Source organism: Neobacillus sp. 204 (genome assembly GCF_046562815.1).
Taxonomy (GTDB): Bacteria; Bacillota; Bacilli; order Bacillales; family Cytobacillaceae; genus Neobacillus.
Genome location: NZ_JBJORY010000007.1, coordinates 12,844 through 33,317, shown reverse-complemented (window position 1 = coordinate 33,317; position 20,474 = coordinate 12,844). Strand labels below are relative to the sequence as shown.

Here is a 20,474-nt window from a genome sequence, read left to right as displayed (position 1 = left end):
TTTATGAGGAAAAGGAGAATGCTAGGATGTTTGATTTTGCTGATTTCGCTCATGACAGCTTGTGCGAAAGAAATTCCTAACACTAATACGGCCAAAGACAATGTGATTGTTTTAAATAAAGAGACAATAAAAGGATTAGAAAATGGGATTCTTGTAGGAACTCCGTTACGATTGGATAAAAAAATTTACTTAGCGGATGTCGAAAAGGTTTGGGGTAAATATGAAGAAATGCATGATCATGAGGATATTCATACCTATATCTATACGATAAAAAATCGGCGAATCGTTATTGATGAAGAGGAATTAAAGACACTTTATATATTTCAGGTCGAGATTGGAATCACAAGAGAAGAAATATTACAAAAGAGGGGCAGCCCCACGGAAGGGAAAAAAACAGGAAAAACCCTCGTGTATCAAAAAAAAGATTATCGGATCACCTTCCGAAATATCGATAATAAAACATGGAATTTAATATTATATTATGTACCACAAAATCATTAAGCTTTTAAGAGAATGCAGAAATGAAAAGGGGTCACATTGAGAAGTTCAATTCAATGTGGCCCCTTTGGATATTAGCATACGAGGAATCGATTTTACTGTTATTAGTTACTGACCGAGCTGTTTTATTTGATCGAGAATGCCGTTGATTTCTTGGACACTTTGAAAGATTTCTGTATTTTCAAGGACGGAAGGGTCGAGTAACCCATTCTTCATATTTTTTAAATACAAGTCAATCCCAGCAACAAGTTTGGTGTTTTGGTCAACGATTTGCTGGTGTAAGTCAGCAGCAATGTCTGGGGCTTGAAGTTTATTAAATGCCTGGATTTCTTGTTTCATATTTTGAAGCATCGTTTTGAGTTCTGCGGTTGCCTGCTGGTCGCTAACTGCTTGTTGCGCAATAGAAGGAGCATCATTAGCAAAAGACGTTGCCTTATCTAAATAGTTCTTTGCATCATTCACATACGCTAGAGTATCTTTTGCATCATTGAGCAGGGAACAGCCGCTCAGGAACATTGCTATAACTGCGGCTAAAACTAATACATTCTTTTTCATGTGAAAAACCTCCGTTTTTTTTTGTGGGTGGAGTTTGGTTTGTTAATAGGGCTGTAATGATGTAAATTGAATCTACGTTCTTAAAAAAACCTATCATCATAATATAGTTAAAGTTTTGTTTCGTTTCTTTGGCATAAGCAGTTAAGAAAGCTAATATCAATAAAAATAGTAAGAACTTTGTCCAGAATTCCGTTTGTTTTGCAAGCGAGCCCATAAACCATTCTTTCTTAAAGTGAACAATCCTAAACGGTGTCAGGCACCATTGCTGCTAAATGCAAAATGTTTTAAGGGAAAGTACAGATTAGTAAGCACCCGGTAATCTCTTCACACGTAGGATATTCATGAGAATAAACGGGGAGGTTTTACTATGTATCCGTACACGAATTATTACGATGCCTTATATAGACAAAATAATAAATTGATTAGAGAAGTTGAAAAAGCAATGACTGGTGAGTACAATGCTATCAATTGTTATACCCAATTAGCAAATTTAGCTCCTAATGAGAAGGAAAAAAGTCGAATCCTTGAAATTCGCCAAGATGAAAGAAGGCACCATAAACAATTTGAACAGATCTATACTAAGTTAACTGGAAGAAGGCCACAAAAACCAACACTTAGCGAGGAATGTCCAAAAGGCTATTTAGAAGGATTAGAGTTTGCCTTACAAGATGAGCAAACAACAGTGGATTTTTATTTGGAAGTGGCTGATGGGGCTTCTGATTCATCCATAAAAGAGGCATTTCGAAGAGCGGCGGCAGATGAGCAGAATCATGCGGTGTGGTTTTTGTACTATTATTCTAAAAATAAGTAAGGATTAAGATTGTTACCAACAAAAATTACACCCTTGTCTTTAGAGGCAAGGGTGTTTTTCAATGTGCGCTATCTGTCATAATTAATCCCCGCCGCTGTCTCCTCCGGAATCTCCACCTGAATCCCCGCCAGAATCGGAACCACCATTGTCATCAGAGTTGTCTGAATCACTCTGATAATCATTGCTATAAGATTTTTTTGGTCCTTTTCCAATACTAGGTAAGATTAAAAACGCCGCGATTATCGCTAAGGTTCCAAAGAACTCCTGCACTCCAAAAATAAGATAGATCCCAAAGACGAGAAGCAAACCACCCAATAGCCATTGAATAATTCTTACCGCGTTCAGAGACAACCACCCCCAAATAGAAAGTAAGAAAAATAAAGCCATACAAAATAAATATTAGCCCATATGACTTTTTATACATATTTTTGAGGTGTCATTGTGATAAATGGTGTCAGGCACCACTCGTGTACGTTTGTCCTCTCTGGGAGGACAATTATAACACTGAAGTTTTTCGTCGATGTCATGAATTTTGGCGTGTTGCGCAGGATTTTGGGAGAGGGTGTCGAATATATTAGTGGTTTATCTTTGCTTTTCCTGTCTTTTGGGGAAACAGTCTTTCATACGATCCCCATTTTTCCCCTCGCCCCCGTTCGAAATTTACCCACAAACTTTAAGGAGTGATTACAATGGTCCGAAGCGCTCGCCTTTGGTTCAAAGGTGCGAAGTATCATGTTACAAGCAGAGGAGTTAGAAGAAGCACACTTTTTTTCGACAATGATGATTTTGAGAAGTACCTCGCTTTATTAGAAGAAACCAAAGAGAGATATCCCTTTAACCTTCACACCTACTGCTTGATGTCGAATCATACCCATCTGCAGCTTGAAACGCTAGAAACCCCTCTAAGTATGATCATGAAAAACCTCAACACTAAATTTGCCAAGTACATTAATAAGAAGTACGATTTCTCTGGCCATGTGTTTGAAAAGCGTTATAATGCAGAGCTCCTTAATTCTCCCGAATATGAGATTGACGTAAGTAAATACATTCATTTAAATCCCACTTCAGCAGGGATAGTGGTAAGTCCTGAGAATTATCCATGGAGCAGCTGCCGTGCCTATATCTTCGGTGAAAGTATTTCCCTAATTGACCCCCAACTACTTCTTTCGTATTTTCCCGACCCGCCAATACAACACTATGAAAAATATCTAAATGCAGTGCCCACAGACAAGTTCTTTTGGGAAGATGGAAAAATTCACATGCTCGATAAGGAGGAATTGACATGTGGGCTAAGGTAACGAGTATCGCGTTAAAAGGGATGGAAGGATATCGGGTACATGTCGAGGTTGGATCTTATGTCGGGAACGATTCGTTTAAAATTGTCGGTCTTCCTGATGCGGCTGTGAAGGAATCTAAGGAGCGAATAATTTCAGCGCTTCGAACATTAGGTTATCATCTATCAGGCCAGAAAATAACTATTAATCTATCACCTGCAGATCAAAAAAAATACGGTTCTATGTTTGATTTGCCGATGGCGATAGCTGTACTGCAAAGCTTGCATGAACTTGAAGTAATGGTTGCCGAGGACACAGGGTTTCTAGGGTCCTTATCATTGGATGGATCTATTCAGCCAGTTGAAGGAATGCTGCCCGCGGTCCTTGCTGCAAAGAGGCTAGGGATTGAAAAGCTTTATATCCCGTTTAATGAAGAACTGCCAGTATTAGAACTTGACCCGATGAAAATCATCTATGTTTCTAGTTTGCAGGATGCGATCGGACATCTTTCGGGGCAAGGGGTTCCTCCATTTAAAAAAAAGCAAAAGGATGAGAGAGTTACCAGCATTAATTATTTAGATATGCAGCAAATTGTTGGTCATACAAAAGCAAAATATGCTTTAGAGATAGCTGCGGCGGGAGAGCATCATGTTTTACTGACAGGTCCACCTGGTTGTGGGAAAAGCATGTTAGCGGAATCCTTTCCGTCCATTTTACCATCGTTGACAAAAGAGTCGTTACTTGAGGTTATCAGCCTGTATCAACTGAGTCAAAATTCATATCCACATTCCACCATGCCGCCATATCGTAATCCTCATCACTCTGCTTCAGGGGTTTCTATTATCGGGGGAGGACAATACCCAAAACCAGGTGAAATATCGTTAGCACATCGTGGCGTTTTGTTCCTCGATGAAATCGGAGAGTTTTCGAAAAAAACATTAGATATGCTTCGGCAGCCATTAGAGAATGGGTCAATTATGATTAGTAGAACGCATGCGACCATTACATATCCAGCATCGTTTATTTTAATTGCAGCGATGAATCCATGCCCGTGCGGCTATGAGGGGTCAACTAGTCATTATTGCACCTGCTAGAAGAAGCAGATTCTTGCCTACCAAAATAAGCTTTCTGGCCCACTCCGGGATCGGTTTGATATTAATCTCTCTTTAGGACCAATTGATTTTAACGGTGCTGGAAATGAAAAGGAAGGGGAGTCCTCAAGAATTTTTCGGAAGAGAGTAGAGGATGCAAGGAGCAGGCAGTATGATCGCTATGGAGGGGAGGTTTGCAACGGCAGAATCCCATATGAAACGCTTTTAAGCAAAAGCCCTCTCTCAAATGCACAACAACAGTCATTGCAACGAATAGCAATTAAGAAAAATTGGAGTAACCGCACCCAAATCAAAATCATCCGGCTCGCACGCACCATCTCGGATCTACAAGCAAGCCCTGCCATAACGGACCAAAGTATTTGCGACGCCATTAAATTGAACGAGGTGTGAACGGATTAGGTGTCAGGCACTAAGTGAAAAGTTCACATGGTGCCTGACACCAGTCATATAAATAATAACAAGCTGAGGGCCATTACGGTCATTCCGCCAATTAGTCCGTAGATTGATAGATGTGCCTCATCGTATCTTTTGGCTGCAGGCAATAGTTTCGCCCGTTGCAAAATAGACAGGTACTGAGACTGCAATGCCTTCAGGGATATTATGAATTGCAATCGCAACGGCAATGGCAATCCCGAGTGCAGGATCCTGCAGTGCTGATGTGAAAGTTGCAACTCCCTCAGGAAAGTTATGAATTCCAATGGCTAGGGCTGTAAATGTACCCATTTTTAACAAATTTGACTTTTCTCAAGTACTAGTACCTTCACCCGTTGTCATATCCTCGACTTTCTTCAGTTCATGAGGGTTGCTTTGCTTGGGAATAGATTTATCAATGCAGGCAATCAACAACATTCCAGCAAAGAATCCTCCGACGGTTAACCAGTTTCCTAATCCAATTCCCAAGGCATCGACAAGGGCAATTTTGGCCTTTACAAAAATTTCAACCATCGATACATAGATCATGACACCTGCAGAGAATCCAAGAGTTATGGATAAAAATTTTGTATTGGTGTGTGAGGTGAAGAAGGCCAGAACACTGCCAATTCCAGTGGCAAGCCCTGCAAATAATGTTAATCCAAAGGCTAATATTAGATTTTCAGTCACCTGCAATCACTCCTTAAAGAAATTTATCCCGTATTATAGAAATGGGACGTAGTCTCAACTACATCCCATTTTTCTATAGGTTTATATCTCAATATATTGGTGACAGGCACTACATTATTCCTCGTCTTTTTTCTGCTTTTTCTGGGCTTCTTGGAGGGCGAGGAGGATATCTTGAACGTCGATTTTTCCATCATTATTTAGATCGGTAAGTGTATTTTCAGGCACCGTTGGTGGGTTTGGAGCTGCCGATGCTGCTGCAACTGCTGGCTGTTTCGGTCTAAAGGCAAACGTGAACAGCAAGAGAATAATGATGAGTACTCCGGAAACACCATCCACGATGTAGAAGATTGTGGTGTAATCCGACCAGAGTGTCTTACTGCTGCCAACCTTTTTCTCTGTGTTTGCAATATATTGTTTGATTTCGGAATGATTTGGATAGATCCGCTGGACCGCCTCAAACTTTTCTAACGCATGCTTATAGTAGCCGCCCCAATAGAGGTTAAGTCCCTCTTGATAAAGTTTATCCGTGTCGCTCTTCGTATTTTTCGCCCCAGCTTGATTCACAAATTCTTTGACGGTATTGACGGGTACGGCAAAATTAAAGCCTTGGACTTCTTGACCGTTCACCATGTCGCCTCTAAACGTGAGTAAGCCAATGATTTCGCCTTTTTCATTGATGACTGGCCCACCGCTATTCCCATGTGTAGCTGCCGCGTTAATTTGGATAACCGGGCTTCCTTGGTCTGTCTTTTTGGAGGTAGCCGAAATTTGACCTGCATTCATTGAAGAAACTAATGATGAATCGGGGGATAATAAGTCGGAATCTGCAGCAGCCGGATATCCGCTAACCCAAACATTACCTTGGTTCTGGATATTATCAGAATTCCCAAGCGGTAAAGTGGGCAGGTTTTTGCCCTCAATTTTTAGAACAGCAACATCTTTTCCTTCATTAATAGGGGCTCCGTAGCTTTTTACATCACCATCAAGGACATCCCCTCCTGGTAAAATTACTTTTAGAGCCTTTTGAACTCCTGTGTATTGCGTGTATTGAACCATATACTTATAGGCAGTTTCATAGTCTACCTTAAAATAGTCCGCGATAATCGTTACTAATTGTTCAAATGCGGCATTGGCAATATCCTCGTCGTCCTGTTGAGTCACTTCCACCACGTGCGCATTTGTAACGATATAGCCGTTCGAGCTAATAATGGCCCCTGACCCTGAGCTGCCCACTATGGATTGGTTATCTAGCTGCTCTAATATGGCGATGACTTCCGGATCATCGGGGTTATTAAACTGCCATTGTACAACAGCATAGTCGAGGATTCGGACAACTGCTGGCTTAGAATATTCCGCAAGTTTATGGGCTTGAGCTATTTTCCCAGCTGCTGGTTTGAGATTCATTAGGAAAATGGAAGCCACCATGACTGCAATGAGCAGCAAGCTGATAGGTATGGTAATAAGGGCCCTTTTTTTCAAAATAAAATTCACTCCTAGGTCGGATATTTTAAAAATGTACTCTGCACTATATTCGTCCTGACGAGAAAAGTAATATTGTACATATAAAATTTTTAGAAAATAACAAGGTGTCATTGAAAGTTTAGGAATTTTGGTGACAATTCAGGGAAGTTCGCCTTTTTCATAAATGTGTAATCTTTGGTATCATGTTTGTGAATGAAAATTTTATTGGACTGAAGAGATAGTTGGAGGTCGCTATGGAGAATCAATTGAAGGTAATGACTGTGTTTGGAACAAGACCGGAAGCGATAAAGATGGCTCCCTTGGTAAAAGAATTAGAAAAATATCCTGATAAAATTAAACCGATTGTTACGGTAACAGCGCAGCACCGCGAAATGCTTGATCAGGTGTTGCAAATTTTTGAAATTACCCCCGATTATGACTTAAATATAATGAAGGAACGGCAAACCTTGCTAGAAGTAACCACCCGGAGTTTAGAGGGACTGAATCAAGTTCTTGCCGACGTTAAGCCGGATATTGTCCTGGTTCATGGTGATACGACGACCACGTTTGTTGCAAGCTTGGCTGCCTTCTATCATTCGATTCCGATTGGACATGTGGAGGCTGGACTCCGGACTCATAATAAATATTCTCCTTACCCTGAGGAAATGAATCGCCAGTTAACGGGAGTGTTGGCTGATCTTCACTTTTCGCCAACACCACAATCGAAGCAGAACCTTTTGGTAGAAAATAAGCGAGAAGAGTCAATTTATATCACTGGAAATACGGCTATAGATGCGCTAAAAACAACGGTGAGAGCCAATTATTCTCACCCTGTCTTAGATCGCCTTGGGAACGACCGGTTGCTTCTTATGACGGCCCATCGCAGGGAAAATACTGGTGAGCCTATGGAAAACATGTTCCGTGCGATTTGCCGTTTGGTTGAAAAGCATGAGGATGTGCAGGTGGTTTATCCGGTCCATATGAATCCTGTGGTTCGTGAAATTGCCAATCGCATCCTTGGCCAAAACGATCGAATTCATCTCATCGAGCCGTTAGATGTGATTGATTTCCATAACTTTGCCTCAAGGGCCTATTTGATTTTGACGGATTCTGGTGGTGTACAGGAAGAGGCGCCATCCTTGGGTGTACCTGTGCTAGTTTTGCGTGATACCACCGAGCGCCCAGAAGGAATTGAAGCAGGCACGCTTAAACTAGCTGGAACAGATGAGGGAACAATCTTTGGACTTGCCGATGAACTGTTGTCAGACCCAGCTGCACATGACAAAATGGCTCATGCATCCAACCCTTACGGAGACGGATACGCCTCCGAACGAATCGTCAAAGCCATCCTCCACCACTTCGGAAAAGAAGAACGGCCATCGGACTTAGGAAAATAGTGTGGTGTAAGTGAGGTGTTAGTGTGGTGTTAGTGTGGTGTCAGGCACCAAGCGTGGACACTTTTAATGTTTTGTCCATTTGGGGTGGACTGGTGTAGTTTAATTTGAACCTCTTGTCTAGATAGGCAAGGGGTATTTGTTTGAGTTTGATTTATTAAGGAGTTGAAGATGATTGAAGTTAAATAAGATTCATCATATTGCTGTAATTTGTTCGGATTATGAAAAATCCAAGGATTTTTATGTGCGAGTCCTTGGGCTTACTCCTGTTAACGAAGTTTATCGGAAGGAACGAGATTCTTATAAGCTTGATTTAGAGGTGAATGGTCAATACCAGATTGAGCTCTTTTCGTTTCCATCCCCACCTGAACGGCCCAGCTATCCTGAAGCAGCTGGATTAAGGCATCTTGCCTTTGAAGTAGATGATATCGAAGAAGCGGTTCGATATATGACAGTTCATCGAGTAAAGGTTGAGGACGTTCGTGTGGACCCTGTAACTAACAAGAAATTCACCTTCTTCGCTGATCCAGACGGGCTGCCGATTGAACTTTATGAGATCTAGGATTTGTATTAAAGGGTAAACTCATTTCATTAAATGGCATCTATATAAATCTTCTCGTGTGACTTATAAAGTTAAACTAGTATTACACACACAAAAAAGAGCACATTGTTGCTCTCTTTTGTGTGTGTAAATCGCATAAATTAAAGCTGATATTGGATTGAATTAGTATATACCTGCCATTCCCGGTCTTGGACTAGGTAGACCATATTCGCTTGGTGACCATGAACCATAACCACTAAGACCAGGGTTTGGTAGGGATTGCTGTCCGTACATGTTCAAATTTGCTCCTATACCTGTGTATCCTTGACCCCCAAAAGGAAGAAAGCCTAATCCTCCACCAGCTCCTGACCCATAAGGGGTGTAACCCTGACCAGGTCCGGTACCGAAGCCTCCGATTTCACCAAACCCTCCGATTTCACCAAACCCTCCATATCCAGGGTAGCCGACGCCGTTTCCACCCAATCCATATCCTCCTAGATTTGCTCCATTTCCTAGCCCTGCTCCTCCTAAATAACCTAAGCCAAGCCCAAGTAAGCTAGAACCCAATGTTCCAAGGGTAAAATTTGAACCTGAATGTCCACCGTGTCCGCCATGATGGTGTTGGATGCCGCCATGGTATTGCTGTCCGCCATGGTGCTGCTGTCCGCCATAGTGCTGCTGTCCGCCATAGTGCTGCTGTCCACCATGGTGCTGCTGTCCGCCATAGTGCTGTTGTCCGCCATGGTGCTGTTGTCCGCCATGGTGCTGTTGTCCGCCATGGTGCTGTTGTCCGCCATGATGCTGTTGTCCTCCATGGTGTTGTTGTCCACCATGATATTGTCTACTATGATTAACAGGATTTAATCCATTTTGATACTCAATCGGCATATAATAAGGATTATACATAGATATTCTCCTCTCTCCTTACTATCGTATCTATCCTATTCATCCTACCCACGAAATCCTGGGCAGATGCCCACACAATTGAGAATATCCGTGGTAGCACCTGTAATCTTGAAGGAAAATGAAAGTGTTCGCGTGGCGTGGACAAATTGTGCGAACTGTCCACGAACGGTGCCTGACACCAATGAAACACAACGCACCCCCAACGTTCCAACAACGCACCCCCAAATGAAAAATACGTCTCAGGTCCTAGATTTCTTTCCGTTTGAGGTCTATGGCAGGGAGGAGTTTTTTCGTGTATTGTGGAAGTAGTAAATGGAAATAATTTTCTTTTTGGTATATATTTTTGGGGGAAATGAACATTCCATTGCACTTATTCGTAGGAATATAAAGATGTCTTATTTTAAGTCAGGAGTCGATTAATTATGAACCCGATTTTGTCGTTTCTTATCCGCTCATTTGTAGCTGTCCCAATAACTGTACTCACTTGGCTAATCAGCTATCTTCCTTTGGACCAAGCGTTTTGGCCGTCAACCGGGATAGCACTAACTACAGGGATTCTAATCCATTTCATTCTCGGCATTGTGCTGAACACTCGCTTTTTAAAAAAGCATCAAATATCACGAAAAGAATATCGATACATTAGGAAGAACCTAATGGAAGCCAAACAAAAAATAAATCGTTTAAATAAAAACCTTTTCACCATCCGTGATATTTCATCTGTAAAACAAAGAATTGATCTTCTCAGAATTACAAAGAAAATACAAAAGATGACAACCAAAGAACCGAAGCGTTTTTACCAAGCGGAGCAGTTTTATTTTTCTCATTTAGACTCCATTGTTGAACTAACCGAGAAATACAGTTTCTTATCTTCTCAGCCAAAGAAGAACATGGAGATGGGCCAATCACTGATCGAAACCCGCCATACACTGAATGAACTAACTAGGGTTTTGGAAGAGGATTTATACAAAGTGATTTCAGATGACATTGATCACTTGAATTTTGAAATTGACGTCGCAAAGCATACCCTCAATAAGAAAAAGGACGCTAAATACCCAGAAGAAAATAGGTGGCTAAAATGAACGAAAATAACCCAATTCAACCAAGTAAATCTGGTAATTTATTAGATGATATTCTATCTGACCCTTTTGGAGATAAACTGGAGACGGCTAAAAATCCAATCCAACAAACAGGCCAAGCAAAACCTGTTAAATTAATAGATGTCATCCCGGAGGAACATCGCGCAAAGGCCTATCAGATAGCGGAGCAAATCGATCCGACCAACCATCAGTCGATGATTCAATACGGTACCCAAGCCCAAGGAAAGCTGCTGTCATTCTCACATACGATGCTTGAACATGTGCAGAAACAGGATGTTGGCGAAATCGGGCAAATCATTAGTGATTTAATGAAGAGATTGGATGAAGTCAATCCGGATGATCTAAAGGATGGGAAGCCATCCTTATTTGCTCGTATGTTTGGAAAAATTTCAAGCTCCGTTCAAGAAGTGCTTTCCAAATACCAAAAAACAGGCGCCCAAATAGACCGAATCAGTGTAAAACTAGATCGCAGCAAAAATGTTCTAATGTCCGATATTAAATTGCTCGAACAGCTGTATGAAACGAATAAAGAATATTTCCATGCTCTTAATGTCTATATTGCCGCTGGGGAGATCAAGCTGGAGGAAATGCAGGAAAAGACGATTCCGCAGCTGAAAAAAGCAGCGGAACAGACCAATGATCAAATGAAGTTTCAAGAAGTCAACGATATGATTCAATTTGCCGATCGATTAGATAAGCGTCTTCATGATTTGAAATTAAGCCGGGAAATTACCATTCAAAGCGCACCGCAAATTCGTTTGATTCAAAATACGAATCAGGCGTTAGTGGAAAAAATCCAATCCTCTATCATGACGGCGATTCCCTTATGGAAAAATCAAGTGGCGATTGCGTTGACCTTAATTCGCCAGCGTCACGCAGTCGAGGCGCAAAAGCAAGTTTCGAAAACCACCAATGAGCTCCTTTTGAAAAATGCTGAAATGCTAAAAACAAATACTATTGAGACCGCGAAAGAAAACGAATGCGGTATTGTGGATATTGAAACCTTAAAGAAAACCCAGGAAAGTCTGATCACTACTCTTGAAGAAACGATGCGAATCCAAGAAGAAGGGCGTCATAAGCGCCGTCAAGCCGAACAGGAACTGGCATCGATGGAAAACGACCTTCGACTAAAGCTATTAGAGATAAAAGGGAAATAAAAAAGACCCTCGCTGTTCTAAAATAAGTGCAGCGAGGGCTTTTTAGGTATTAATATTTATGGTGTCAGGCACCAGAAAATTTTAGTTATTCACAACGGTGGCATGAACATATTCTTCGAGTGTGATGCCGCGGTTTGTGATTTCTTTGGCGACAGCCTTTCCAACGTAGCGCAGATGCCAAGGTTCGTATTGATAGCCGGTGATCTTATCTTTGCCTTTAGGGTAGCGGATAATAAAACCGTACTCCGCTGCATGATCTTGGAGCCAGCTCGCCTCTTGTGTTCCTTCAAAGCAGTCTTTGGCCGCACATTTCCCATCTCCACCCGTCACATCGATGGCAAGACCGGTTTCATGCTCGCTCGTTCCAGGAACGGCACTATATTTTCTAGCCGCCTCATACCCATCCTGGTTCACATAGTGGTTAAACAATGCCGCTTGGGAATCATGGGACCTGTAGGCAGAAACACCTAACAGCTTCACTCCCTGTTTTTTTGCTCCAGCAAATAATCTTTCGACAGCAGCGCCTGCTTCGGCCCTCATTTGCCGTTTTTCTGCTTTCTGTTTAAACGTAAAAGGGATATCAGGATAAATTAAATCGCTTGGCTGATAATTATCTGGCAGTTTATTGCTCTTATTAACAAGTACTGGTATAGCTTCTGGAGGGGGAGCCACTTGGTTGCTGGCATCCTGCTGCTGTTTTTCATTACGAGGAACAGCATTTTTGGCCAAGTTTCCTTCGTCCTGCAAAAAATGCAATGTCTCGGCACAGCCTGTTAAAGAGAGTGCAATAACAATAAGAAACAAAAAAACGAATCGTATTTTTAACATAATTAACTTCCTTCGCTTAAAAATTCACCTCAGTAACATCATGGACAGGAATAAAGGCTTTAAAACCTCATTCTAAACACTGTGTTCCCCATATGCATAAACGCTTGTGAATCGTAAGCTGTTTCAGTCCTCCAGTTGCTGGTAGAAATTGACTGGAAATAAAGCTGAAAAGGAAGTTAATTTATCAACTATTCAGAAATTGTGGGTCCAAAGACACTTTTAATTTATAAAACAGTTGATTATATTCATATTAAACACATAAATCGTACGAAACGGCAAAACCATTGAAAAGTGGTGACGCAAAACTACAGGGGCTAAGGTTTTAATAACGATGCTTGCCAGTTACCGAACACGATAACTCCTGCGATTTATGTCAATAACTAGTAAGGGGGATTTTTTGTGTTGAGAATGTTTATAAAGATTAAATATTACTATCATTTAATCCAGCACCGCCACAACGAGCTTTTAAAGCAAGATTGTCTTGATAAAGAATTACTAGCAAAGCTAAAAGTTAAAGCCAGTTATCATAATAGTAAAGTGGTCGAGTTTGCTTTAAAAATGTAAGCATAACTACATATTTAAACAAAAGCCAGTATTGTTAATGAATACTGGCTTTTTCATAGCAAAATTAGGATTTTTTTATAGACAGAAGGGTATAAAATATATCTAGAGGACAACCATTAGGTATAGAAACGTTATTGAATGAGAGGGGATTTTTTCGAATGTACAATCTTACAAAATTTAAAATCAAGAAACCTGCTAATGAAGTATTTGAAGCTTTCGTGGACCCTGCGAAAATCAAAAATTTCTGGTTCTCATCTGGCGCACGATGGGAGCAGGGTCAGACCGTTACACTTAGATATGAGGAATACAATGCTGAAGTCGAAATCGAAGTTATCGAGGTCGAGCCCAATAAGAAAATCATGTACCGTTGGGGGACAGATGGAGAAGGGAATATTGTCACCATTTCTCTCGAAGAATTGGATCATGCGAGCACGATCATTGAAATTACCGAAGAAGGATTTAAAGAAGATGATGATGAATTAATCAGTCATCTGATCGATAATAAAGAAGGCTGGGTTTTTATGCTGACTTGTCTAAAGGGATATTTGGAGTTTGGAATTAACCAGTTACGAGGAGCCATCGTAAAATGATGAAAGTAGAGCTTGGAGGAATCCAAGCTCTTTTATAGTTAGAGCATTCTTAGTCAAACAATGGGCGAATGCGTTCTTAGGTTATTCAAATCTCTGAACAAAGTTACAGTGAGAGCAGGCTCGTCCAATCAGGTTCTTGGCAGCAGGACTTTCATAATAGATCTCTTCAAAACCACAGATAGAGCAATCGATAATATGAAAGATTTGTCGTTCTCCTAATACGGCATCTAATAAGCATTCAAAATACATGCAATGACCCTCCAATCGCTGATTTCTTCTAAGGTAGCAAAAACATGCGCGGAAAAAAGAAGAATGCTGTCAACATGGACAAGAATGTTTTCGACATAATTCTGCCAGAAATAGTTTCCTTAATCGTTGGCCATCCTATAAAAAAAGGGGGTCCCGAGATGAAAAAGAATGAGGATAACACTAGTGAAGGCTTAAATGAAATCTTTGAGATCATTAATGCCAAAGGCGATACGGGCGAGCTAACGGAAATTGTTGAACGGTATGAAAGTGAAAATCCGGAAGAAGAAACGACCAGATAATCACAATGGCCTAGTCATTGCGCTAGGCCTTTTGTAATGAAAAATGTGGATAATAACCAGCAATAATGTGGATATAATCATGAAAAATGTGGGTAAACTTGTTGGTTTTGTGGATAAAACTGTGGGTTTTGTGGATAATTTCATCCGCCTGTAGATGCTTTCGGATGAATCCATCATTTATGCACATTATCTGGGTATAAATATTGAGAAACTGTGGATATCCACCTTAAATATGTGGATATCACTGGAATAAATGTTAATAACGTTGTTAATATCCTCGAATACTACCCACGAGACATCGTTGAACAAAAAGGCTGAATCTAGTTCGGATAATAAAAACATAAGGACCTCTTTGGTCCTTTTTTATTTTAAAAAAATTTCTTAAAATAGAGGAATATTTTTTGAGACATGTTTTGTCAAAATAGCAGGAGTCCGCATACAGTAATACGAGGTGTTGCAATTTGGATGTGGTGGAAACTATTTTGCCAGGAGTTAAAATTATTGATCCTAAGGTTTATGGCGATCATCGCGGCTGGTTTATGGAGACGTATAGTCATCAAATATTTCAACAAGCCGGGATGGACTGCAATTTTGTACAAGATAATCATTCTTTTTCCGCAGCTAAGGGGACTTTAAGGGGCTTACATTATCAATTGAATCCTAAAGCACAAGCCAAGCTTATTCGTTGTACGAAAGGGGCCATTTTTGATGTAGCGGTTGATATTCGAAAGGGAAGCCCGACGTTTGCCAAATGGTTTGGGATTACTCTCAGTGCAGATAACAAAAAACAGTTATTCATTCCAAAAGGATTTGCCCATGGATTTATGACATTGATGGATGATGTGGAAGTCCAATACAAGGTCGATGAGTTATATGCACCAGAATTTGACTGTGGAATTAGTTGGAATGATCAGGTGATTGGCATCAAGTGGCCTCATGATCTTACCCCAATAATATCGGTGAAAGATGAAAATGCCCCGCCCCTATCAAAAGCTAACAATAATTTTATCTATGGAGTGTAAACGATGAAAATTCTAGTAACCGGATCTACTGGTCAGCTCGGATATGATGTTGTTCGCGAAGGGTTGAAACGTGGCTTAGACATGATTGGTTTTGGTTCTAAGGATTTAAACCTTGTGAATGAACATGTGGTATATGATCGAGTAAACGCAATTAACCCTGATGCTATTATTCATTGTGCTGCCTATACGGCTGTTGATAAGGCAGAAGGTGATCAGGAAAACTGTTGGGATGTTAATGTGAATGGTACGAGATATTTAGTAAATGCTGCAAAAGCATTAAAGGCTAAGTTTATGTATATAAGTTCAGATTATGTTTTTGATGGAATCGGCGAGGTCCCGTTTAAGGAAACAGATGAACCAAATCCTGCAGGCTTTTATGGACTAACAAAATATGAAGGAGAAAAAGTGGTAAAGTCCTTATTAACTGATTGGTTCATTGTCCGGATTTCATGGGTTTATGGGATAAATGGACACAATTTTGTTAAAACGATGCTTAGGCTTTCGGAAACCCGGGATGAATTAAATGTAGTAGGGGACCAAGTTGGTTCACCTACCTATACATTGGATTTAGCCCCTTTATTATTAGATATGATTCAAACGAACAAATTTGGAATCTACCATGCAACGAATGAAGGATATTGCAATTGGGCGGAATTTGCGGAAGAAATTTTTCAAATCACTGGAAAAAAAGTAAAAGTCCATTCTATTCGAACCGAGGAATATCCTACTGTGGCGATTCGTCCAAAAAATTCACGTCTGTCTAAACAAAAATTAATGGAGCAGGGATTTAATCCATTGCCGACCTGGAAAGATTCATTAGAACGTTTTTTACACAATTTATAAGCTGAGGTGAAAATCTATGGAAAGGATTAAAATTCTTGTTACTGGTGGGGCCGGGTTTATTGGTGGAAACTTTGTCCAATACATGGTGAAAAAATACGAGAATTATCAAATTTATCATTTGGATGCATTAACCTATGCAGGTGAACTTACTAAACATCGTGATTTAGAGAAAAGGGAGAATTACCACTTTATAAAAGCAGATATAACGGATCGGAACCTAATTTTTTCGACTTTTAAAAATGAGAAATTTACCCACGTTGTTCACTTTGCTGCAGAAAGTCATGTCGACCGCTCGATTGCCGATCCAGAGATCTTTGTCCGGACCAATGTGTTAGGAACACAGGTGTTATTGGATGCAGCCAAACAATATAGTGTGAAGAAATTTATTCATGTTTCCACTGATGAAGTCTATGGTGAACTAGAATTTGAGCCGTCCTCCTTCTTTACGGAAGATACCCCACTGAAACCTAATAGTCCCTATAGTGCGAGTAAAGCAGCATCCGATCTATTGGTACGAGCTTATTATGAAACTTATGGTCTGCCAATCAATATCACTCGTTGTTCCAATAACTATGGACCCTTCCAATTTCCTGAAAAATTAATTCCTCTAACGATTTTACGAGTATTAAATAATGAAAAAGTACCGGTTTTTGGGGACGGTCAAAATATCCGTGACTGGCTCCATGTTGTCGATCATTGCGCAGCCATCGACCTTATCCTTCATCAAGGTGCGAATGGGGAAGTTTATAATATCGGCGGACATAATGAACGGACAAATATTGAAGTGATTAAAACGATTATTAACTTCTTAGGGAAATCTGAAGAATTAATTGAATTTGTACCAGATCGCTTAGGTCACGACAAGCGTTACGCGATTGATGCAACAAAATTGGAGAAGTTAGGCTGGAAACAGACCTATGTTTTCGAAACAGGAATTAAAGAGACGATTAATTGGTACCTTGATAACAACTGGTGGTGGGGGAAATTAGTTAGTAAGTTGGAAAACAATCCCTCTTTAAAAAAAACAATCGAGTAAATTGACCATTTTTAACTATAAACGTCGAAATCTGTTCCCATTACAGTACATTTTTCATAACTTGAATAGATTAGAATATCTTTTAAAAGGAGTGTAGTGATGAAAGGAGTAATACTGGCTGGAGGAAAAGGCACCCGCTTGGAGCCTTTTACGAAGGTGGTGAATAAGCATCTACTCCCTGTTGGCCCATACCCGATGATTTATTGGCCCATTAGTAGGTTAAAAGAGGCTGGAATCACAGAAATTTTAATTATTACTAATGGACAACATATAGCCTCATTTAAGGACATTTTTGGTAAGGGTGAGGAGTTAGGCGTTCACTTATCCTATAGCATTCAAAATGAAAAAGGCGGGGGAATTGCTGATGCCTTGGAATGTGCAAAGGATTTTGTAGATGATAAATTTGTCGTCTTATTAGGTGACAATCTTTTTGACGAAGATTTAAGTCCGGTGATAGAGGAGTTTCTAAAAGAACCAAATATGGCGAGAGTACTCTTAAAAGAAGTAACCGATCCAGAACGATACGGCATTGCGATATTGGATGAAAAAAATAGTACAATCCTATCGATTATTGAAAAGCCAAAAAATCCAAAAACCAATTACTGTGTAACAGGAATTTACCTATATGATAAAAATGTTTTTGAGTACATTCGTACCTTGCAGCCCTCAAGTCGAGGAGAAAAAGAGATTACTGATTTAAATAATCTTTATATTAATAGAAAAGCATTGAAATATGATATTTTAACTAGCTGGTGGATGGATGCAGGAACCCATGAAGCATTATATCAAGCCAATAAACATTTCTATGAAGGATGAGACTATTTTTTCTTAATGGACAACTTATCGATTCGATCCTTTGTGCTCTTACAAAAATTTAAAATCCGTGAGAATGAATATATAAAAAGGGGTGGGAATTTTGCCGAAGGTGTCAGTCATCTTAACAAGTTTTAATAAACATGAATATGTTGCTAAGTCTATTCAGTCCATTTTAAACCAAACATATGGTGATTTTGAATTATTTATCATGGACGATAATTCAAATGACGCAACTTTAAGAGTGATAGAACCATTTTTAAAAGATAAAAGAGTAAAATTTTATAAGAGTGAAATTAAAACAATAAAGGAAAGAGTAGAAAAAACAAGATACGCAGTTTTAATCAATCAGGCATTAGAATTAGCACAGGGAGAATATGTGATGTATGCAACGGATGATATCGTATTTCACGTGGAAAAAGTAGAGAAAATGGTAGACTATTTGGACAAAAACCCGGAGGTGATGGTTGTATATACAGCATCAAAAACCAGTTATCTGAATGAACAGGGCGAAATCACGCGTACGGCTGTTAGACCTGCAAATACTGTTTCTTGGCTCGCACCTTGTATGACAGACCATTGTTCCATTATGCATCGAAAGTCCATTCTTCCTAAGATAAAAAAACAGTTTGGCTCTAATTGGGACGAGGATCCACAATTCTATCGATTGGGAGACGCAAGATTCTTTTGGAGAATCAATCACTTTTGGCCATTTTATCCTTTAAATGAGATATTAGATTATAATTTTATCACTCCTAAATCAATCCATGCTCAATTATTTCAACAGGAACCCAATGAATTTGCCAAGCTGATGCCGCAACAGAGAACCTGTAAGGAACTGAGAGAATCTCTGAAAGTGATGAGGCGGGTGAGAAAAGAATGAGCATTTATTTAAATAATTATTGGACTCTCTATCAAGAGTTTATGGACACATTTCATGAGCTTAAATTCAGGGGTATTCCTATTGCGATGGTAACAAACTTTTATCAACAAATCGATGATGCCCTAAAGGCAAAAATGGAGAAGGATGATTTTTACACAGAATTAAAAACTCCAGTCATGAAGCAGACGATGATTCAGCCTTACTTTGAATCATTTTTAGAAAAGGTTAGGGCGCCTATAGTTAGTAAGGAGAATACGGGGAAAATTTTAATAAATGCAGATTATACGCGAATGACTGCACTGACGTATAAAAGGTGGATTAATCCCCAAAGAACGCTCATTCTTACTCGTTCAAAAAGTACACAAGTTTTTGGGATTCCAACTGAACATATTGAAAATTATCAGGAAGACAATGCTAAAATTTTAAAAGAACTAGAAACAAATGCCGCCCTAATATTTAAAAAATATAAGGGCCATCCTGCATTTGAAAATGAATACTTTCAAAAGACCTTTTTAAACCGAATTCCCTTAATTGTTAAAACGATTAGTTCCGTATTCAACCTTTTCAACAAGAGTAATATTTCTATTATCGTTGTGGGAACAACTGAAGATATCCTAAGTAGATGTCTTGCCATTGTTGGAGCGGCAAAAGGGATCAAGAGTATTTGTTTACAGCACGGCATATTAATGGGGGAAGAAGCATTTATGCCTGTGTTTACATCAATCGTGGGTGTATATGGAGAGTATGAGAAAACGTGGTATTTACAAAGAGGGGTTACGGCAGAGCGAATTGCGGCAGTGGGTCATCCCAAATATGATGATATTTTCACCTATTCTCCTGGTAATAAAGAAGCTTTTTTAAAAAGTTTCGGATTAAACGCAAATAAGCTGACGTTATTAGTGATAACTGGGCCCAATATTGATTTCATTAAATTCAATAAACTTATTAAAAATATTGTGGATAATCCTAGATTCCAAATCGTTATAAAACCCCATCCATGGGAGATTGGAAAGAGGAAATATGATGTATATTTGGATTTTGAAAAACAATACCAGTCTGTTAAAGTGTTAACGTCAAGAGTAGATAATCTATATGAATTAATTTCTCATGCGGATGGGGTGGTTTCATCACTATCTACCGTGGTTTCAGAAAGTATTCTATTCAATAAACCTGTGTTTATCTTTAATTTTTTAATTAGCAATCGGACATATGATTATTACGACAGTTTCGGAGATTACATTCAAACAGACCCTGACGCACTTTCGAAAATTGTGAATAGATATTATAACTCTAATCAGGAGAGAGAAAAATATCTTTCTATTAGAAATCAATATTTATCCAAATTCTATAATGATGGCTCTTCCGGGAAGAAATTAATTAATTTAATAAAACTCGCTACTAAGTAAAGTTTTAACCGCTTTAGTTGATAAATGTTCCATT

Annotated in this window: 24 protein-coding genes, 1 pseudogene and 1 riboswitch; of the genes and pseudogenes, 18 read left to right on the top strand and 7 right to left on the bottom strand. The window is 39.5% G+C overall.

Annotated elements, in window-relative coordinates; all coding sequences use genetic code 11:
- Window positions 1-3: 3 nt before the first annotated feature.
- Complete coding sequence (locus tag ACJ004_RS15425) at window positions 4-501, top strand: hypothetical protein (RefSeq protein ID WP_410893985.1); 498 nt, start codon at window positions 4-6, stop codon at window positions 499-501.
- A gap of 105 nt (window positions 502-606) precedes the next feature.
- Here the strand turns inward: ACJ004_RS15425 and ACJ004_RS15420 are convergent, their stop codons facing one another.
- Window positions 607-1,053, bottom strand: coding sequence for a DUF6376 family protein (locus ACJ004_RS15420; protein WP_410893984.1), 447 nt, complete (start codon window positions 1,051-1,053; stop codon window positions 607-609).
- A 367-nt stretch (window positions 1,054-1,420) separates the two neighbouring features.
- On the opposite strand from ACJ004_RS15420, the gene ACJ004_RS15415 reads away from it, so the two are divergent.
- The gene (locus ACJ004_RS15415) at window positions 1,421-1,864 is read left to right on the top strand and encodes a ferritin-like domain-containing protein (RefSeq protein WP_410893983.1); all 444 of its coding nucleotides are present in this window, start codon (window positions 1,421-1,423) and stop codon (window positions 1,862-1,864) included.
- A gap of 81 nt (window positions 1,865-1,945) precedes the next feature.
- On the opposite strand, the gene ACJ004_RS15410 is transcribed toward ACJ004_RS15415, so the two are convergent.
- The gene (locus tag ACJ004_RS15410) at window positions 1,946-2,215 is read right to left on the bottom strand and encodes a hypothetical protein (protein ID WP_410893982.1); all 270 of its coding nucleotides are present in this window, start codon (window positions 2,213-2,215) and stop codon (window positions 1,946-1,948) included.
- 338 nt (window positions 2,216-2,553) lie between these two features.
- On the opposite strand from ACJ004_RS15410, the gene ACJ004_RS15405 reads away from it, so the two are divergent.
- From ACJ004_RS15405 to ACJ004_RS15395, 3 genes are read left to right on the top strand one after another with little or no spacing between them, the layout of a single operon-like run.
- Window positions 2,554-3,162, top strand: a complete 609-nt coding sequence (locus ACJ004_RS15405; protein ID WP_410893981.1) for a transposase — start codon at window positions 2,554-2,556, stop codon at window positions 3,160-3,162.
- Complete coding sequence (locus ACJ004_RS15400) at window positions 3,147-4,232, top strand: YifB family Mg chelatase-like AAA ATPase (protein ID WP_410893980.1); 1,086 nt, start codon at window positions 3,147-3,149, stop codon at window positions 4,230-4,232. Before ACJ004_RS15405 ends, ACJ004_RS15400 begins: the two co-directional genes overlap by 16 nt.
- Before the next feature lie 9 nt (window positions 4,233-4,241).
- Window positions 4,242-4,640, top strand: coding sequence for a magnesium chelatase subunit ChlI family protein (locus tag ACJ004_RS15395; RefSeq protein ID WP_410894318.1), 399 nt, complete (start codon window positions 4,242-4,244; stop codon window positions 4,638-4,640).
- Window positions 4,641-4,693: 53 nt separating this feature from the next.
- Here the strand turns inward: ACJ004_RS15395 and ACJ004_RS15390 are convergent.
- Together ACJ004_RS15390 and ACJ004_RS15385 are read right to left on the bottom strand one after the other, a co-directional pair.
- A pseudogene (locus tag ACJ004_RS15390) lies at window positions 4,694-5,351 on the bottom strand (ZIP family metal transporter).
- 114 nt (window positions 5,352-5,465) lie between these two features.
- Entirely contained in the window at window positions 5,466-6,830 is a 1,365-nt protein-coding gene (locus ACJ004_RS15385; RefSeq protein ID WP_410893979.1) for a S1C family serine protease, read from the bottom strand.
- A 236-nt stretch (window positions 6,831-7,066) separates the two neighbouring features.
- Between ACJ004_RS15385 and wecB the strand changes: the two genes are divergently transcribed.
- On the top strand, window positions 7,067-8,209 hold the full coding sequence (wecB, locus tag ACJ004_RS15380; RefSeq protein WP_410893978.1) for a non-hydrolyzing UDP-N-acetylglucosamine 2-epimerase: 1,143 nt from the start codon (window positions 7,067-7,069) through the stop codon (window positions 8,207-8,209).
- 172 nt (window positions 8,210-8,381) lie between these two features.
- Entirely contained in the window at window positions 8,382-8,768 is a 387-nt protein-coding gene (gloA2, locus tag ACJ004_RS15375; RefSeq protein ID WP_410893977.1) for an SMU1112c/YaeR family gloxylase I-like metalloprotein, read from the top strand.
- Between the two features lie 162 nt (window positions 8,769-8,930).
- On the opposite strand, the gene ACJ004_RS15370 is transcribed toward gloA2, so the two are convergent.
- On the bottom strand, window positions 8,931-9,653 hold the full coding sequence (locus ACJ004_RS15370; protein WP_410893976.1) for a hypothetical protein: 723 nt from the start codon (window positions 9,651-9,653) through the stop codon (window positions 8,931-8,933).
- A 422-nt stretch (window positions 9,654-10,075) separates the two neighbouring features.
- Between ACJ004_RS15370 and ACJ004_RS15365 the strand changes: the two genes are divergently transcribed.
- Window positions 10,076-10,732 (top strand): 5-bromo-4-chloroindolyl phosphate hydrolysis family protein, encoded by a 657-nt coding sequence (locus tag ACJ004_RS15365; RefSeq protein ID WP_410893975.1) that lies wholly within the window; start codon window positions 10,076-10,078, stop codon window positions 10,730-10,732.
- On the top strand, window positions 10,729-11,907 hold the full coding sequence (locus ACJ004_RS15360) for a toxic anion resistance protein (protein ID WP_410893973.1): 1,179 nt from the start codon (window positions 10,729-10,731) through the stop codon (window positions 11,905-11,907). Before ACJ004_RS15365 ends, ACJ004_RS15360 begins: the two co-directional genes overlap by 4 nt.
- Before the next feature lie 81 nt (window positions 11,908-11,988).
- Here ACJ004_RS15360 and ACJ004_RS15355 read toward each other — a convergent pair whose 3' ends face one another.
- Window positions 11,989-12,711 carry a M15 family metallopeptidase gene (locus ACJ004_RS15355; protein ID WP_410893972.1) on the bottom strand — a complete coding sequence of 241 codons (723 nt, stop codon included), beginning with the start codon at window positions 12,709-12,711 and terminating at the stop codon, window positions 11,989-11,991.
- A 288-nt stretch (window positions 12,712-12,999) separates the two neighbouring features.
- A riboswitch (cyclic di-GMP riboswitch) is annotated at window positions 13,000-13,085 on the top strand.
- 49 nt (window positions 13,086-13,134) lie between these two features.
- On the opposite strand from ACJ004_RS15355, the gene ACJ004_RS15350 reads away from it, so the two are divergent.
- Together ACJ004_RS15350 and ACJ004_RS15345 are read left to right on the top strand one after the other, a co-directional pair.
- Window positions 13,135-13,299 (top strand): hypothetical protein, encoded by a 165-nt coding sequence (locus tag ACJ004_RS15350; protein WP_410893971.1) that lies wholly within the window; start codon window positions 13,135-13,137, stop codon window positions 13,297-13,299.
- A 158-nt stretch (window positions 13,300-13,457) separates the two neighbouring features.
- Complete coding sequence (locus ACJ004_RS15345; RefSeq protein WP_410893970.1) at window positions 13,458-13,889, top strand: SRPBCC family protein; 432 nt, start codon at window positions 13,458-13,460, stop codon at window positions 13,887-13,889.
- An 81-nt stretch (window positions 13,890-13,970) separates the two neighbouring features.
- Here ACJ004_RS15345 and ACJ004_RS15340 read toward each other — a convergent pair whose 3' ends face one another.
- Entirely contained in the window at window positions 13,971-14,138 is a 168-nt protein-coding gene (locus tag ACJ004_RS15340) for an acyltransferase (RefSeq protein ID WP_410893968.1), read from the bottom strand.
- A 158-nt stretch (window positions 14,139-14,296) separates the two neighbouring features.
- On the opposite strand from ACJ004_RS15340, the gene ACJ004_RS15335 reads away from it, so the two are divergent.
- The 7 genes from ACJ004_RS15335 (at window position 14,297) to ACJ004_RS15305 (ending at window position 20,440) form a co-directional block, all read left to right on the top strand.
- Window positions 14,297-14,437 (top strand): hypothetical protein, encoded by a 141-nt coding sequence (locus ACJ004_RS15335; RefSeq protein ID WP_410893967.1) that lies wholly within the window; start codon window positions 14,297-14,299, stop codon window positions 14,435-14,437.
- 461 nt (window positions 14,438-14,898) lie between these two features.
- Window positions 14,899-15,459 (top strand): dTDP-4-dehydrorhamnose 3,5-epimerase, encoded by a 561-nt coding sequence (gene rfbC, locus ACJ004_RS15330; protein WP_410893965.1) that lies wholly within the window; start codon window positions 14,899-14,901, stop codon window positions 15,457-15,459.
- Between the two features lie 3 nt (window positions 15,460-15,462).
- The gene (gene rfbD, locus ACJ004_RS15325) at window positions 15,463-16,302 is read left to right on the top strand and encodes a dTDP-4-dehydrorhamnose reductase (RefSeq protein ID WP_410893964.1); all 840 of its coding nucleotides are present in this window, start codon (window positions 15,463-15,465) and stop codon (window positions 16,300-16,302) included.
- 16 nt (window positions 16,303-16,318) lie between these two features.
- Window positions 16,319-17,338 (top strand): dTDP-glucose 4,6-dehydratase, encoded by a 1,020-nt coding sequence (rfbB, locus tag ACJ004_RS15320; protein WP_410893963.1) that lies wholly within the window; start codon window positions 16,319-16,321, stop codon window positions 17,336-17,338.
- A 99-nt stretch (window positions 17,339-17,437) separates the two neighbouring features.
- On the top strand, window positions 17,438-18,154 hold the full coding sequence (locus ACJ004_RS15315; protein ID WP_410893962.1) for a sugar phosphate nucleotidyltransferase: 717 nt from the start codon (window positions 17,438-17,440) through the stop codon (window positions 18,152-18,154).
- Between the two features lie 100 nt (window positions 18,155-18,254).
- A complete protein-coding gene (locus tag ACJ004_RS15310; RefSeq protein ID WP_410893961.1) occupies window positions 18,255-19,034 on the top strand; it encodes a glycosyltransferase family 2 protein in 780 nt (259 codons plus the stop codon).
- Entirely contained in the window at window positions 19,031-20,440 is a 1,410-nt protein-coding gene (locus ACJ004_RS15305; RefSeq protein WP_410893960.1) for a capsular polysaccharide export protein, LipB/KpsS family, read from the top strand. Before ACJ004_RS15310 ends, ACJ004_RS15305 begins: the two co-directional genes overlap by 4 nt.
- Window positions 20,441-20,474 lie beyond the last annotated feature (34 nt).